13 protein-coding genes are annotated in these 14,433 nt (G+C 73.2%); 8 read left to right on the top strand and 5 right to left on the bottom strand.

Translation table 11 applies throughout. From position 1 onward, the window contains the following. Positions 1-5: 5 nt before the first annotated feature. Positions 6-2,435: a ThuA domain-containing protein gene (locus ACFY32_RS16665; protein ID WP_390674649.1), complete on the bottom strand. Its 2,430-nt coding sequence runs from the start codon at positions 2,433-2,435 to the stop codon at positions 6-8. Between the two features lie 282 nt (positions 2,436-2,717). On the opposite strand from ACFY32_RS16665, the gene ACFY32_RS16660 reads away from it, so the two are divergent. Both ACFY32_RS16660 and ACFY32_RS16655 read left to right on the top strand, forming a co-directional pair. Continuing rightward, on the top strand, positions 2,718-3,677 hold the full coding sequence (locus tag ACFY32_RS16660) for a multicopper oxidase domain-containing protein (protein WP_390674545.1): 960 nt from the start codon (positions 2,718-2,720) through the stop codon (positions 3,675-3,677). Between the two features lie 71 nt (positions 3,678-3,748). Beyond that, positions 3,749-4,858 carry a LacI family DNA-binding transcriptional regulator gene (locus tag ACFY32_RS16655; RefSeq protein ID WP_390674544.1) on the top strand — a complete coding sequence of 370 codons (1,110 nt, stop codon included), beginning with the start codon at positions 3,749-3,751 and terminating at the stop codon, positions 4,856-4,858. Between the two features lie 85 nt (positions 4,859-4,943). On the opposite strand, the gene ACFY32_RS16650 is transcribed toward ACFY32_RS16655, so the two are convergent. Beyond that, the gene (locus ACFY32_RS16650; protein WP_390674543.1) at positions 4,944-5,729 is read right to left on the bottom strand and encodes a VOC family protein; all 786 of its coding nucleotides are present in this window, start codon (positions 5,727-5,729) and stop codon (positions 4,944-4,946) included. A 199-nt stretch (positions 5,730-5,928) separates the two neighbouring features. Between ACFY32_RS16650 and ACFY32_RS16645 the strand changes: the two genes are divergently transcribed. Further along, entirely contained in the window at positions 5,929-6,174 is a 246-nt protein-coding gene (locus ACFY32_RS16645) for a WhiB family transcriptional regulator (protein ID WP_359201520.1), read from the top strand. Between the two features lie 41 nt (positions 6,175-6,215). Here the strand turns inward: ACFY32_RS16645 and ACFY32_RS16640 are convergent, their stop codons facing one another. Further along, on the bottom strand, positions 6,216-7,190 hold the full coding sequence (locus ACFY32_RS16640; RefSeq protein ID WP_359201518.1) for an acyl-ACP desaturase: 975 nt from the start codon (positions 7,188-7,190) through the stop codon (positions 6,216-6,218). A gap of 221 nt (positions 7,191-7,411) precedes the next feature. Then, positions 7,412-9,037 carry an ABC-F family ATP-binding cassette domain-containing protein gene (locus ACFY32_RS16635; RefSeq protein ID WP_390674542.1) on the bottom strand — a complete coding sequence of 542 codons (1,626 nt, stop codon included), beginning with the start codon at positions 9,035-9,037 and terminating at the stop codon, positions 7,412-7,414. A gap of 325 nt (positions 9,038-9,362) precedes the next feature. Between ACFY32_RS16635 and ACFY32_RS16630 the strand changes: the two genes are divergently transcribed. Then, on the top strand, positions 9,363-9,995 hold the full coding sequence (locus ACFY32_RS16630; protein WP_359201514.1) for a GPP34 family phosphoprotein: 633 nt from the start codon (positions 9,363-9,365) through the stop codon (positions 9,993-9,995). A 23-nt stretch (positions 9,996-10,018) separates the two neighbouring features. Here ACFY32_RS16630 and ACFY32_RS16625 read toward each other — a convergent pair whose 3' ends face one another. After that, entirely contained in the window at positions 10,019-10,435 is a 417-nt protein-coding gene (locus ACFY32_RS16625) for an SsgA family sporulation/cell division regulator (protein WP_359201512.1), read from the bottom strand. A 375-nt stretch (positions 10,436-10,810) separates the two neighbouring features. Here ACFY32_RS16625 and ACFY32_RS16620 point away from each other — a divergent pair, with 375 nt between their 5' ends. From ACFY32_RS16620 to ACFY32_RS16605, 4 genes are all read left to right on the top strand, one after another. Further along, positions 10,811-11,509, top strand: coding sequence for an endonuclease V (locus ACFY32_RS16620; RefSeq protein WP_390674541.1), 699 nt, complete (start codon positions 10,811-10,813; stop codon positions 11,507-11,509). 49 nt (positions 11,510-11,558) lie between these two features. After that, a complete protein-coding gene (mmpA, locus tag ACFY32_RS16615) occupies positions 11,559-11,702 on the top strand; it encodes a morphogenic membrane protein MmpA (protein ID WP_359201508.1) in 144 nt (47 codons plus the stop codon). A 354-nt stretch (positions 11,703-12,056) separates the two neighbouring features. Continuing rightward, positions 12,057-13,211 carry a CaiB/BaiF CoA transferase family protein gene (locus ACFY32_RS16610; protein WP_390674540.1) on the top strand — a complete coding sequence of 385 codons (1,155 nt, stop codon included), beginning with the start codon at positions 12,057-12,059 and terminating at the stop codon, positions 13,209-13,211. Continuing rightward, positions 13,208-14,422, top strand: a complete 1,215-nt coding sequence (locus ACFY32_RS16605) for an acetyl-CoA C-acetyltransferase (protein ID WP_359201504.1) — start codon at positions 13,208-13,210, stop codon at positions 14,420-14,422. The genes ACFY32_RS16610 and ACFY32_RS16605 overlap by 4 nt, the downstream gene beginning before the upstream one ends. Positions 14,423-14,433 lie beyond the last annotated feature (11 nt).

The following is a 14,433-nucleotide window of genomic DNA, read 5'->3' as shown; positions in this document are numbered from 1 at the left end:
CCGTTTCACCGCGTCCCCCTCGCCAACTGTCCGGCGGCCGGGGTCGGCCCGCCGCCCGTGTAGGTGACCCGCCACAGCGCCGACTTGGCGTCCGAGGTGAAGAAGCCGCGCCCGTAGTCCAGGACGTACAGCGACCCGTCGGGACCGAACTTCCAGTCCATCAGGTTCTTGATGCCGTCGTTGCCGACCGGCACGATCTTCTTCAGCGACTCCGAGTGCACCGGCAGCCCGCCGTCGCCCTGCGTCGCCGGGTCCATGAGCACCGCGTTGCGCGGCTGGTCCGCGTCGTAGAAGTCACCGACGAACCACTTGCCGTCCCAGTACCGCGGCCACTTCACCGCGCTGTCGCCCGCGGCGTCGTAGCGGTAGACCGGCCCGTCCATCGCGGCCTGCCCGCCGCCCTTGAGCCACGGCAGCCTGTAGGTGGCCTCGTCCTTCTTGTACGACGGCACGCCGTTCTCGTCGCGCGGGAAGTCGGGGCCGCCGCCGTCCGGGGCGTACCAGATGTTGTTGCCGGTCACCGGCGGCAGGTTGACCAGGCCGTCGTTGTTCGGCGACTCGTTCCTCGGGTGGTCGCAGTCGTACCAGCCCAGCGGCTTGGACGGGTCCGGCAGGTTCCGGTCCCGGTAGGGCTGCTTGTTGCCCATGCAGTACGGCCAGCCCCGGTTGCTCGCCTTGGTGATCACGGCGAAGGTGTCGTACTTCGCCGGCCCCCAGGTCGGCGAGGGGCTGCTCGCGTCCGGGCCGACCCAGCCCGCGTAGAGGGTGTCGGTGGCCTTGTCGACGGAGATGCGGGCCGGGTTGCGGACGCCCATCACATAGATCTCGCCGCGGGTCTTCCCGCCGCCCTCGGCGGTCTCCTTGCCGGTGAACAGGTTGCCCGCGGGCAGCGTGTAGGTGCCGTCCGGCTCCGGGTGGATGCGCAGGATCTTGCCGTTGAGGTTGTTGGTGTTGCCGGCGGTGCGGCGGGCGTCGGCGAAGGAGACGCCCTTGAAGTTGGGCTGCGGGTTGTTGCCCGAGTAACCGTCGCTGAAGCCGCTGGAGTTGTTGTCACCGGTGGCGATGTAGAGATTGCCCTTGGAGTCCCAGGCCATCCCGCCGCCCGCGTGGCAGCAACTGTGGATCTGCACCGGCCACTTCAGCAGCACCTTCTCGCTGCCGAGGTCCAGCTTGTCGGTGGTCCGGTCGAGCGTGAAGCGGGAGACCCGCCGCTCGGCCATGTGCGTGTCCCGGTTGATCCCCGAGTGGGGTGTGTAGTGCAGATACACCCACCCGTTCTGTTCGAAGGCGGGGTCGAGTTCGATGCCGAGCAGGCCCTCCTCGACCTTGGTCAGCTCATCGCCGCCGCCCTTGTTGCCGAAGACGGTCAGCTCACCGGCGAGCGTGACCTTCCCGGTCGCCGGGTCGTAGACGTGGACCTGGCCCTTGCCCTTGCCGATGTCCGGGTCGTTCCAGTCGGTGATCACCGGCTGGGAGGAGTCCGCGCCGCCCCGGCCGATGTAGAACACCCGGCCGTCGGGGGCGGTGACCATGCCGTGCGGCTCGCCGATCTGGTCGTTGCGGCCGGGCTGGTTGGGCTGGGTGAGCCGCTCGGCCTTGTAGTTGCCGGTGATGGTGGCCTTGCAGTCGGCCCGGACGAGCCGGGTGGTCCACAGCAGGGCGCCGCGCAGGTGGGCGCGGAAGTCGGTCTCGTCGTACGAGGAGACCGTGCCGCCCATGCCGGTGTAGAAGGACCGCCCGCCGTCGTAGTCCCGGCACCAACTGACCGGGTGGTCCCAGCCGTTGGCGCTCGTCCCCGGTTGATATGTCGACTCGCGCACCCGGGCGACGGTGTGCACGTCACCGGAGGGGTTCCGCTCCCAGTTCAGCCACTTGTCGGGCCGCTTCCACTGCACGGGGAGGTCCTTGGTGGCCGGATGCAGCCGGTCGCCGACCTCGACGGTGGCCCGCTGGACGGCGCTCGGGCTCCCGGCCGCCGGGCGGGCGCCGACCAGACCGGTGAACCAGTCCGAGTACGGCTCCGCGCGGGCCGCGTCATGGATGCCGAGGAAGCCGCCGCCGGCCTCCATGTACGCCTCCAGGCCCGCCTCCTGCTCCGGGTCCAGGACGTCGCCGCCGCCGGTCAGGAACACCACGGCGTTGAACCGGCCGAGCCGCTTGTCGTTGGTGAACACCGACGCGTCGCCGGTGGCGGTGACGGTGAAGCGCTGGTCCGCCGGGCCGGACAGCCCGATCTTCTCGATGGCCGCGATCCCGGCGTCGACCACCGGGGACTCCTCTCCGGAGGCGGCGGAGCCGTAGAAGATCAGGACGCGTACCTCGGCGCCGCCCGGCGGCGACTTGATCGACATCGTTGTCAGTGACGGGTCCGGCGCCGGGCGGGCACCGGCCGCGGGGGCCGACAGCAGCCCCGCGGCCAGTAACCCGGCGGTCAGCGAAGCCGCCCCGGCCCGTCTGCGCAGACGGACGGACCTGTGGTGCACGGGCTTGTGATGCGATGAGAACCGCACGTGGTCACCCACCCCTCCTCGGTCGCAGCAACAGCGCCAAGGAAGCTAGACCTCTTTGCACGGTTCGCCAATAGGTATGACCGGGATGGAACGAACTTTGTCCTGAGTGTGGATAAACGGCGCGGGGCCCGCTACGGTCGCACAGGTTCCGCACGGCGCGGCACGGCGACGTCATGGCACATTCCTTACCAGGGTGGGGAGTTCGGCATGGACAGACGCGGCTTCAACCGACGGGTGCTGCTGGGCGGCGTGGCCGTCGCGACATCGTTGTCGCCGGCGCCGGAGTCCGCCGCGGCCCCCGCGGCCACCGACCCGCTGCGGACGGCCCCCGCCGGGGGCGAGGTCCGGCACCTGAAGATGTACGCCGAGAAACTGCCCGACGGGCAGATGGGCTACGGCTTCGAGAAGGGCAAGGCGACCGTGCCGGGCCCGCTGATCGAACTCAACGAGGGCGACACCCTGCACATCGAGTTCGAGAACACCATGGACGTCCCGGTCAGCCTGCACGTCCACGGCCTGGACTACGAGGTCTCCAGCGACGGCACCAAGCTGAACAAGAGCGACGTCCAGCCCGGCGCCACCCGCACCTACACCTGGCGCACCCACAAGCCCGGCCGGCGCGCGGACGGCAGTTGGCGCTCGGGCAGCGCGGGCTACTGGCACTACCACGACCACGTGGTGGGCACCGAGCACGGCACCGGCGGTCTGCGCAAGGGACTGTTCGGGCCGGTGATCGTCCGCCGCAAGGGCGACATCCTGCCGGACGCCACGCACACGGTCGTCTTCAACGACATGCTGATCAACAACCGGCCCGCGCACTCGGGACCCGACTTCGAGGCGACGGTCGGCGACCGGGTCGAGTTCATCGTGATCACGCACGGCGAGTTCTACCACACCTTCCACATGCACGGTCACCGCTGGGCGGACAACCGCACCGGCCTGCTCACCGGCCCCGACGACCCCAGCCAGGTCATCGACAACAAGATCACCGGGCCCGCCGACTCCTTCGGCTTCCAGGTGATCGCGGGGGAGGGGGTGGGCGCCGGGGCGTGGATGTACCACTGCCATGTGCAGAGCCACTCCGACATGGGGATGGTGGGCCTGTTCCTGGTGAAGAAGACGGACGGCACGATTCCGGGATACGACCCGCACGAGCACCACCACTGACCGTTCCGTCCCCGTCTCGGCTCCGGCGGCCCGCGGCTATCCTGATCCGCAGTTGCCGAGGAGGAGATCGGGTGAGCGAGACAGCGCCGCGTCCCACGCTGGAGGCGGTGGCCGCCCGCGCCGGTGTCTCACGGGCCACCGTCTCCCGGGTGGTGAACGGCGCCGCCGGCGTCCGGGAGGCACTCGTGGAGAAGGTCCGCCGCGCGGTCGAGGAACTCGGCTACGTGCCCAACCAGGCCGCGCGCTCCCTGGTGACCCGGCGGCACGACGCGGTCGCCGTGGTCGTCGCCGAACCCGAGTCCCGGGTCTTCGCCGACCCCTTCTTCGCCCTGCAACTGCGCGGCATCAGCAAGGAACTCACCGCCCACGACAACCAGCTCGTGCTGCTGCTCACCGAGGGCCGCGAGGACCACGCCCGGGTCGCCCGCTATCTCGCCGGCGGGCATGTCGACGGGGCACTGGTCTTCTCCCTGCACCTCGACGACCCGCTGCCGGCCCTGATCCGGCGGGCCGGGGTGCCCACCGTGTTCGGCGGGCGGCCGGGCTGGGACGACGGCGGCGGCGAGGTGCGGTACGTGGACAGCGACAACCGGGGCGGCGCCCGCGACGCCGTGCGGCATCTCGCCGCGCTCGGCCGGACACGGGTCGCGCACATCACCGGCCCGCTGGACCAGACCTCGGCGGCGGACCGGCTGGCCGGGTACCGGGACGTCGTGGGGGAGGCCGCCCCGGGGCTGGTGGCGCGCGGGGACTTCACGCCGGGCGGCGGCGAACGGGCGATGCGGGAGCTGCTCGACCGGTGCCCCGGCCTGGACGCGGTCTTCGCGGCCAACGACCTCAGCGCGGCGGGTGCCCTGCGGGTGCTGCGCGAGCGGGGGCGGCGGGTGCCGGAGGACGTCGCGGTGGTCGGCTTCGACGACATGCTGCCCGTCGCCGAACAGACCGACCCGGCGCTGACGACGGTCCGTCAGGACATCGAGGAGATGGGCCGCCTGATGACCCGCCTGCTGCTGGGCCTGGACGGCCCGGCGGAGGCCGGGAGCACCGGCGGCTCCCCGGCCGGGGACCGGCGGCCGGGAGACCGGCCGGCCGGCGGGCCCGCGCCCGGGGAACGGCGGGAGCGGACCCCCGCGTCGGGCATCGTCCTGCCCACCACCCTGGTCCGCCGCGCCTCGGCCTGACCGGAGCCCGGTACGGGGAGGGACCCCGGAGCCCCGGTCGCGCAGACGGCCCCGCGCCCGGAGCCGCTGCCGGAAGGGCACCCCGCTATCTCGCCGCCGGCTCCGGCCGCAGTACCGCGAAGCGTGCGCCGTACGGGTCGGTGAGGCGGGCCAGCCGCCCGGCGCCCGGTACGTCCGTCGGCGGGAGCCGGACGGTGCCGCCCAGCTCGCGGGCGCGGGCCGCCGCCGCGTCGGTGTCGGTGACCGCGAAGTACGGCAGCCAGTGGGCGTCCGTCTCCGCCGGGTCGTCGGCGAGCGGCACCACCCCGCCGAACACGCCGTCCTCGCCCACCCCCTCGGGGTTGACGCACGTGTAGATGCCGCCGGGGAAGGCGGCGGCGGAGGTCTCCAGGCCGAGCACGGCGTGGTAGTGCGCGGCGGCGGCCGCGATGTCCGGCGTGTGCAGCTCGACCCAGGTCAGCGCGCCCGGCTGCCCGGCCCGGTCCAGCCCGGCTCGGCGGCCCGGTTGCCAGATGCCGTACGGCACCCCCGCCCGGTCGGCGAGGACCGCCCGTACGCCCTGGTCCGGGACGGCCGCCGGGCGCACCAGCACCCGGCCCCGGGCCCGCTGGGCGGCCCCGGCGGTCTCCTCCGCGTCGGGGCTGGCGAAGTACACCGTCCAGGACGGCGGCCCCTGCCCGGGACCGCCGCGTGTGCCCCCGGCCACCGCGGCGTCGCCCAGCCGGAAGACGCCGCCGCCCCCGGCACCGGGCTCCGCCGGGTGGAACCGCCAGCCGAAGAGGCCGCCGTAGAACGAGGCGGTGCCGTCGAGGTCGGGGGTGGAGACGTCGATCCAGTTCGGAGCGCCGGTGACGAATCGGGTGGTGAGCATCTTCGCCCTCCTCGGAAGGGTCCCGTTGCCTGCACCGCCGAGTCTCGCACCGCCCACCGACAACCGCCGCCCGCGCCGTGCCGCGCGCCGCCGTGCGTCCCGGGTGCCGCAGGGGCGACCATGGAGGGCCGGAGGCCGTCGGCCGGGCGTTGACCGGACGTTGAGCGAACGTTTTTCGCCGCTCGGCACGATCCTGTCCATGGACCTCGACACGATCACGCCGCCCCACCTCACCTGGCAGGAGCAGGCGTTGTGCGCGCAGACCGGCGCCGAGTTCTTCTTCCCCGAGCCCGGCAGCTCCGTGCGCGAGGCGAAGCGGATCTGCGGGCTGTGCCCGATCCGCTCCGCCTGCCTGGACTTCGCCCTCGCCCACGACGAGCGCTTCGGCGTCTGGGGCGGCCTGTCGGAGAAGGAGCGTCAGGCCCTGCGCCGCACCGCGCCCTGACCGGCCGGCCGGGGGGCGGGGCGCGGTGCGGCGGGCGGCGGTCAGCCCGCGGCGCGGGCCGCCATCCGCGCCTTGCGGGCGGCCAGCTTCTCGTCGAACTTGGCGGCCTCGGTGTCCAGTCCGCCCATGAACAGGCCCAGTTCCTCCTGCGCCTTGAGGCCCTCGGGGCCGAGCCCGCCGATCTCCATGATCTTCAGGAAGCGCAGCACCGGCTGGAGCACGTCGTCGTGGTGGATGCGCAGGTTGTAGACCTCGCCGATGGCCATCTGCGCGGCGGCCCGCTCGAAGCCGGGGATGCCGTGGCCGGGCATCCGGAAGTTGACCACCACGTCCCGCACGGCCTGCATCGTCAGGTCGGGGGCGATCTCGAAGGCCGCCTTGAGCAGGTTGCGGTAGAAGACCATGTGCAGGTTCTCGTCGGTCGCGATGCGGGCCAGCATGCGGTCGCAGACCGGGTCGCCGGACTGGTGTCCGGTGTTGCGGTGCGAGACGCGGGTCGCCAGCTCCTGGAAGGCGACGTAGGCGACCGAGTGCAGCATCGAGTGGCGGTTGTCCGACTCGAAGCCCTCGCTCATGTGGGCCATCCGGAACTGCTCCAGCTTGTCCGGGTCCACCGCGCGGGAGGCGAGCAGGTAGTCCCGCATCACGATGCCGTGCCGGCCCTCCTCCGCGGTCCAGCGGTGCACCCAGGTGCCCCAGGCGCCGTCGCGGCCGAAGAGGGTGGCGATCTCGTGGTGGTAGCTGGGCAGGTTGTCCTCGGTCAGCAGGTTGACGACCAGCGCGATCCGGCCGATCTCGGTGACCTGCGACTGCTCCTTCTCCCAGGCCTCGCCGTCCTCGAAGAAGCCGGGGAAGTTGCGGCCGTCGCTCCACGGGACGTACTCGTGGGGCATCCAGTCCTTGGCGATCGCCAGGTGCCGGTTCAGTTCCTTCTCGACCACTTCCTCCAGGGCGTACAGCAGCCGGGCGTCGGTCCAGGCGGAAGTGCTGCCGAGGTGCGGGGAAGCCAGGGTCACGAAAACTCCAGGGGGACATGCGACAGAGCGGAAGACACCCGGCGAGCGGTGCCGGGAACCTACGGCATCGTAGGCTACGTATCCGTAGGTTACGACACCGTAGGTTAAGGGCCGTGTAAAGCCCTCTGATCAGGTGATGAGTACCCGTCGGGCGGAGAGTTCCCCCAGGAATGCCGGGCATTCGGCCCCCCGGTGCGTCCGGGGGGGGCGGCGTCGTCCGGTCAGGCGGGCTCCGCGAGCGCCTCCGGTGTGGTCTCCCGCAGTTCGCCCTCCGCCAGCAGCAGCCAGCGCGTGATGCCGATCGACTCCAGGAACGGCACGTCGTGGCTGGCCACCAGCAGCGCCCCCTCGTACGACTCCAGGGCGCTGGTGAGCTGCCGGACGCTCGCCATGTCCAGGTTGTTGGTCGGCTCGTCCAGCATCAGCAACTGCGGGGCGGGCTCGGCCAGCATCAGCGCGGCCAGCGTCGCCCGGAACCGCTCGCCGCCGGAGAGCGTCGCCGCCTTCTGGTCGGCGCGGGCGCCCCGGAACAGGAAGCGGGCCAGTTGCGCCCGGACCCGGTTGTTGGTGGCGCCCGGCGCGAACCGGGCCACGTTCTCGGCGACCGACAGCTCGCCGTCGAGGACGTCGAGGCGCTGCGGCAGGAACCGCAGCGGCACATGCGCCGTCGCCTCGCCGGAGACCGGCCGCAGCTCCCCGGCGACGGTGCGCAGCAGCGTCGTCTTGCCCGCGCCGTTGCGCCCGACGAGCGCGATCCGCTCGGGCCCGTGCAGATCGAGCCCGCCCGTCACCCGGGCGCCGTACGCCAGCTCCAGTTCGCGCAGGGTCAGCACGGACCGGCCCGGCGGGACGGCGGTGTACGGCAGGTCGACGCGGATCTCGTCGTCGTCCCGCACGGCGTCCACCGCCTCGTCGAGGCGCTCCCTGGCCTCGGCGAGCTTCTCCTCGTGCATGATGCGGTGCTTGCCCGCCGACTCCTGGGCGGCGCGTCTGCGCGCCCCCATGACGATCTTCGGTTCGCGCTTCTGGTCGTACATCTTCTGGCCGTACCGCTTGCGGCGGGCCAGCTTGACCTGGGCCTCGGTCAGTTCGCGTTTCTGCTTGCGCAGGTCGGACTCGGCGACCCGGACCATCCGTTCGGCCGCCTCCTGCTCGACGGCGAGGGCCTCCTCGTACGCCGTGAAGTTGCCGCCGTACCAGACGATCTCGCCGGAGCGCAGGTCGGCGATCTGGTCGGCCAGGTCCAGCAGTTCCCGGTCGTGGCTGACCACGACCAGCACCCCCGACCAGGCGGTGACGGCGGCGTGCAGCCTGCGGCGGGCGTACAGGTCGAGGTTGTTGGTCGGCTCGTCCAGCAGCAGCACGTCGGGCCGGCGCAGCAGCAGCGCGGCCAGGCGCAGCAGCACCGACTCGCCGCCCGAGACCTCGCCGACGGTGCGGTCCAGCGTGAGATGGCCGAGGCCGAGTTCGCCGAGCGTGGCGAGGGCGCGTTCCTCCACGTCCCAGTCGTCGCCGACGGTCTCGAAGTGCTCCTCGGCCACGTCGCCCGCCTCGATGGCGTGCAGCGCGGCCCGCCGGGCGGCGATGCCGAGCGCCTCGTCGACGCGCAGGGCGGTGTCGAGGGTGACGGTCTGCGGGAGGTAGCCGACCTCGCCGCGGGCGCGGACGGTGCCGCCGGTCGGGGTGAGGTCACCGGCGAGGAGTCTCAGCAGGGTGGACTTGCCCGATCCGTTGACGCCGACGAGGCCGGTCCGGCCGGGGCCGAAGGAGGCGTCGAGGCCGTCGAGGACGACGGTGCCGTTGGGCCAGGCGTAGGTGAGGGCGGTACAGCTCAGGGAAGCGGACACAGGGGCCTCCGCGGTTGCGTGATGCGGTCAGGGGCAAACGCGTATCGAGACACCGCGGGACGGCGACCGTCGTGGCGGACCGTGGAGGAACCCGGAGGAGAGGAGGCCCCAGGAAAGACAGAAGCCCTGCTCGTCGGGGGACGGCTCAGACGCCGAGGTCGCACGCGGCGCACACACCTGACCGGTGTGCGGCGGTGACTCAGGACCTCAGACGAGCAACGTCCTTCTCCGATCGACGACAACAGGACTCGAACACCGTAAAGAGGGACCGTGCGGGGTGTCAACCGGATTACCGCCCAGGTCCCCCCGCCCGAAGGAGGCCCCCGTGCTCCACGGCTCGCTCTCGCTGCCGGCCCGGTTGTGTCTGCTGGCGCCCGGCGCCCCGCCGCCGCACCGCCTGGTGCGGGCCGGCGCCCTCGCCGAACTCGTCCGGCGCGGTCTGCTCGTCGACGACGACGGCATCGCCACCCCGATCGACCTGGACTCCCGTACCGGGGACGCGGTCCTCGACGGGCTGCTCGACCTGGTCCGCGAGTCGCTGCCGCACGACTGGCGGACCTGGGTGCGGCTGCGGGCGCGGCTCACCTACGACGCGGTGCGGGAACAGTTGGTCGCGGAGGGGTGCCTGCGCGCGGAGAAGCGGCGGATGCTCGGGGTGTTCCCGTCCGTGGAGTACAGCCTGGCGCGGCCGGACGTGGTGCGGTCGGTGCGCGAGCGGACGCGGGACACCCTGCACGGCCCGGCGCCGGCCGGCACGGTTTCCGCCCGGGACGCGGCCGTCGCCGTCCTGGCCGCCGCGGCGCGGGTCGGAGGACTGGGCGCGGGGGCGGGGGCGCGCCGGACGGCGGAGCTGACCGACCGGGGCGCGGGGGCGCCCGGCGCCCGACCGGTGCTGCGCGAGCTGTGCGCGGCGGTGCGCGCGGCGCACGCCGGGGAGACGGTCCCGGCGGCGGGCTGAGCCCGCCCCCGTCACGGGACCGGTCAGCGGGTGCCGCGCAGCAGCTCCGCGAGGTCGTGGTCGAGGTCGAGGTGGAGGTGCTCCAGGCCCACCGGGACCAGCTCGCCGGCGGCCGCCAGGAAGCGGCGCAGCTCACCCGAGCGGACATGGATCACGGCGGTGCCCTCGGGGGCGTGGAACTCCAGGACCGTGCGGTCGTAGCCGTAGGGCCGGACCCGTACGTCGCCGTTCCCCTCGGGTTCGCGCATCCCGGCGATGAGCAGTTCGCGGGAGAAGGTCCAGCACACCTCCACGCCCTCCAGCGTGGCGGGGGCCGGGAAGGTCATCCGGACGGCGAACGGGTCGCGCCGGTCGTAGTGCAGCGTGGCGGGAATGTTCGGCATGCGCGGCGCGGCGGCGACGAGGCGCGCCTCGACGGGCTGCTCGATGACGGTGGACAACACCTGGCTCCCTCGTGACGGCTGGACGGACGGGCGTGGGCGGACGAGCGGACGATGTGACGCACTGGGAGAGACGACGGAAGAAGCCGTTCCGTGCACACGAGTTGCTAGTGACCTCTGTCACCGCGTTCATTCACATCCGTGATGCCCGAGTGACATGTCTCTCCTCAAGAGCCTCGAACGACACCACGGGCGCCGTCAGTTGGCGGGCGAGGTGGGGTGTTTGTCCGTAACGTGGCGCTCCGTTCGCTGAAGTGAAGATCGGCACCCCGCGGCGCACTCCGGCGGAAGGGACGGCTCCGGCGCGCCCTCGCCAGGTGGACGGCCGCCCTCGCGGCCCGCGGTCACCCGGGCGGCCGTAGGCTCGGCGTCACCATGACGACGACCGTACCGATCCCCGAGGGCTGGCCCACCACCGAGGAACGCGCCCGCGCGGTGCAGGACGAACTGCGCACGCGCCTGGTGCTCGACGAACCCGGCCCGCCGCCCGGCACCGGGCATGTCACCGGGGTCGACGTGGCCTACGACGACGCCCGCGACGTGGTCGCCGCGGCGGCCGTCGTGCTGGACGCGGCGAGCCTCGCCGTCGTCGCCGAGGCCACCGCCGTCGGCCGGATCTCCTTCCCGTACGTGCCCGGCCTGCTGGCCTTCCGGGAGGTCCCGACCGTCCTCGCCGCCCTCGCGGCGCTGCCCGTCCCGCCCGGCCTGGTGGTCTGCGACGGGTACGGCCTCGCCCACCCGCGCCGGTTCGGCCTCGCCGCCCACCTCGGCGTCCTCACCGGGCTGCCCGTCATCGGCGTCGCCAAGAACCCGTTCACCTTCACTCATGAGGCCCCGGCCGCGCCGCGCGGCAGCGCCTCCCCGCTGCTCGCGGACGGCGAGGAGGTCGGCCGCGCGCTGCGCACCCGGGACGGGGTCAAGCCGGTCTACGTCTCCGTCGGCCACCGGGTGAGTCTGGACAACGCCTGCGCGCACACCCTCGCCCTGACCCCCGCCCACCGGCTGCCCGAGACCACCCGCCGGGCGGACGCCCGGTGCCGGGCGGCCCTGCGCGAGGCAACCCGCACGGACTGAGTAGCTGTACGGATGCGCGGTCGGCGGCCCGGCCGACAGGGTGGACCGCATGACCTCGCGCCGAGCCCCGAAGCCCGCCGTCCGCGCCGTCCGCCCCGCCGGGGCGGTGACGGTCGGCCTGCTCCTCGCCGTAATCGCCGGCGTGGGCTGGCTCGCGGGGATGATCTGGACGATAGCGGGGTGGGCGGGTTAGGCCGACCGGGCCGACCGGGCCGACCGGACCAGGAGCCGGCGCCCGTCCGTACCGCCCGCGCCTTCAGTACCGTCCGCGCCTTCCGTACTGTCCGCGTCGTCCGCACCTTCCGCGCCGTCCGTGCCGTCCGCACCGCCCGCGCCGTGACCGCGCCCCCGGCCGGCGCGAGGGACGCGCCGATCGGCGCCCCCGTCGGCGTGGGCGACGCGGGCGGATCGGCATGCCCGTACGGCATCCGTACGGCATCCTTGGCCAAGCGCTTGCTCGTCCGGCCCGCCGCGGCCCTTGTGCGGACTGGAACACGTTCCTAACATCACTGGTGTTACATCGGTTGTGTCACAGACTGGGGACCCGATGACCACGGCGACGAAGCCCCCGCACGGTCCGCTCACCGGCGTGCGCGTCGTAGAGCTGGCAGGCATCGGCCCCGGCCCCTTCGCGGCGATGCTGCTGGCCGACCTCGGCGCCGACGTCGTCCGGGTGGACCGCCCCGGCGGCCCCGGCCTGGGCATCGACCCGGCCCTCGACATCACCAACCGCAACAAGCGCTCGGTGGTCGTCGACCTCAAGGACCCGGACGGCCCCGCCCGCCTCCTCGACCTCGCGGCCCGCGCCGACGTCCTGATCGAGGGCTACCGCCCCGGCGTCGCCGAGCGCCTCGGCATCGGCCCCGAACCCTGCCGCGCCCGCAACCCCCGCCTGGTCTACGGCCGGATGACCGGCTGGGGCCAGCACGGTCCCCTCGCCCCCCGGGCCGGCCACGACATCGGGTACATAGCGCTCACCGGCGCCCTCGGCATGATCGGCGACCCGGACCGCCCGCCGCCGGCCCCCGCCAACCTGCTCGGCGACTACGCGGGCGGCTCCCTCTACCTGGTCGTCGGCGTCCTCGCCGCCCTGCACCACGCGCGGGCCACCGGCACCGGGCAGGTCGTCGACGCCGCCATCGTGGACGGCACCGCGCACCTGACCGCGATGATCCACGGGATGCTCGCGGCCGGGCACTGGCGGGACCGGCGCGGCGCCAACCTCCTGGACGGAAGCTGCCCGTTCTACGGCACCTACGAGACCGCCGACGGCCGGCACATCGCGGTCGGCGCCCTCGAACAGCGGTTCTACGACGAGTTCCTGGACCGGCTCGGCATCGCGGACACCGCCCCGCCCCGCGACGACCCCGCCCGCTGGGCCGAGCTGCGCGGGACGATCGCCGCCCGCTTCCGCACCCGTACCCGCGACGCGTGGGCGGCCGTCTTCGCGGACTCCGACGCCTGCGTCGCCCCCGTCCTCACCCTCGGCGAGGCCCCGCACCACCCGCACCTCGCCGCCCGCGCCACCTTCACCGACCACGGCGGCCTCACCCAGCCCGCCCCCGCGCCCCGCTTCTCGGCGACCCCGACCGCCGTCCGCACCGGCCCCGCCCGGCCCGGCGCCGACACCGAGGCCGTCGCCCGCGACTGGGACGTCCCCGCACTCGACCCCTCGCACCCTCACCGAAAGGCCCGCCAGTGACCACCGAAGCGTACGTGTACGACGCGATCCGCACCCCGCGCGGACGCGGCAAGGCCACCGGGGCCCTGCACGGCACCAAGCCCGTCGACCTGGTCGTCGGGCTCATCCACGAGATCCGCGCCCGCTTCCCCGGCCTCGACCCGGCCGCCGTCGACGACGTCGTGCTCGGCGTGGTCGGCCCGGTCGGCGACCAGGGCTCCGACATCGCCCGGATCGCCGCCATCGCCGCCGGGCTGCCGGACACCGTGGCCGGCGTCCAGGAGAACCGCTTCTGCGCCTCGGGTCTGGAGGCCGTCAACCTGGCCGCCGCCAAGGTCCGCTCCGGCTGGGAGGACCTGGTCCTCGCGGGCGGCGTCGAGTCCATGTCCCGGGTGCCGATGGCCTCCGACGGCGGCGCCTGGTTCAACGACCCGATGACCAACCTGGCCACCGGCTTCGTCCCGCAGGGCATCGGCGCCGACCTGATCGCCACCATCGAGGGCTTCTCCCGCCGCGACGTCGACGAGTACGCCGCCCTCTCCCAGGAGCGGGCGGCCACCGCCTGGAAGGAGGGCCGCTTCGAACGGTCCGTCGTGCCGGTGCGGGACCGCAGCGGCCTGACCGTCCTCGACCACGACGAGCACCTCAGGCCCGGCACCACCGCCGACTCCCTCGCCAAGCTCAAGCCGTCCTTCGCGGACATCGGCGAACTCGGGGGCTTCGACGCCGTCGCGCTGCAGAAGTACCACTGGGTGGAGAAGATCGACCACGTCCACCACGCGGGCAACTCCTCCGGCATCGTGGACGGCGCCGCCCTGGTCGCCATCGGCAGCAAGGAGACCGGCGAGCGGTACGGCCTCACCCCGCGCGCTCGGATCGTCTCCGCCGCCGTCTCCGGCTCCGAGCCCACCATCATGCTCACCGGCCCCGCCCCCGCCACCCGCAAGGCGCTCGCCAAGGCCGGGCTGACCATCGACGACATCGACCTGGTCGAGATCAACGAGGCGTTCGCCGCGGTCGTCCTGCGCTTCGCCAGGGACCTGGGCCTGAGCCTGGACAAGGTCAACGTCAACGGCGGCGCCATCGCGCTCGGCCACCCCCTCGGCGCCACCGGCGCGATGATCCTCGGCACCCTCGTCGACGAACTGGAGCGCCAGGACAAGCGGTACGGCCTGGCCACCCTGTGCGTGGGCGGCGGCATGGGCATCGCCACCGTCGTCGAACGCCTCTGACCCCCTCCCGA

Origin of the sequence: Streptomyces sp. NPDC000134, assembly GCF_042899225.1 — a bacterium.
Lineage (GTDB): Bacteria > Actinomycetota > Actinomycetes > Streptomycetales > Streptomycetaceae > Streptomyces.
This window is presented reverse-complemented; position numbering and strand designations above follow the sequence as displayed.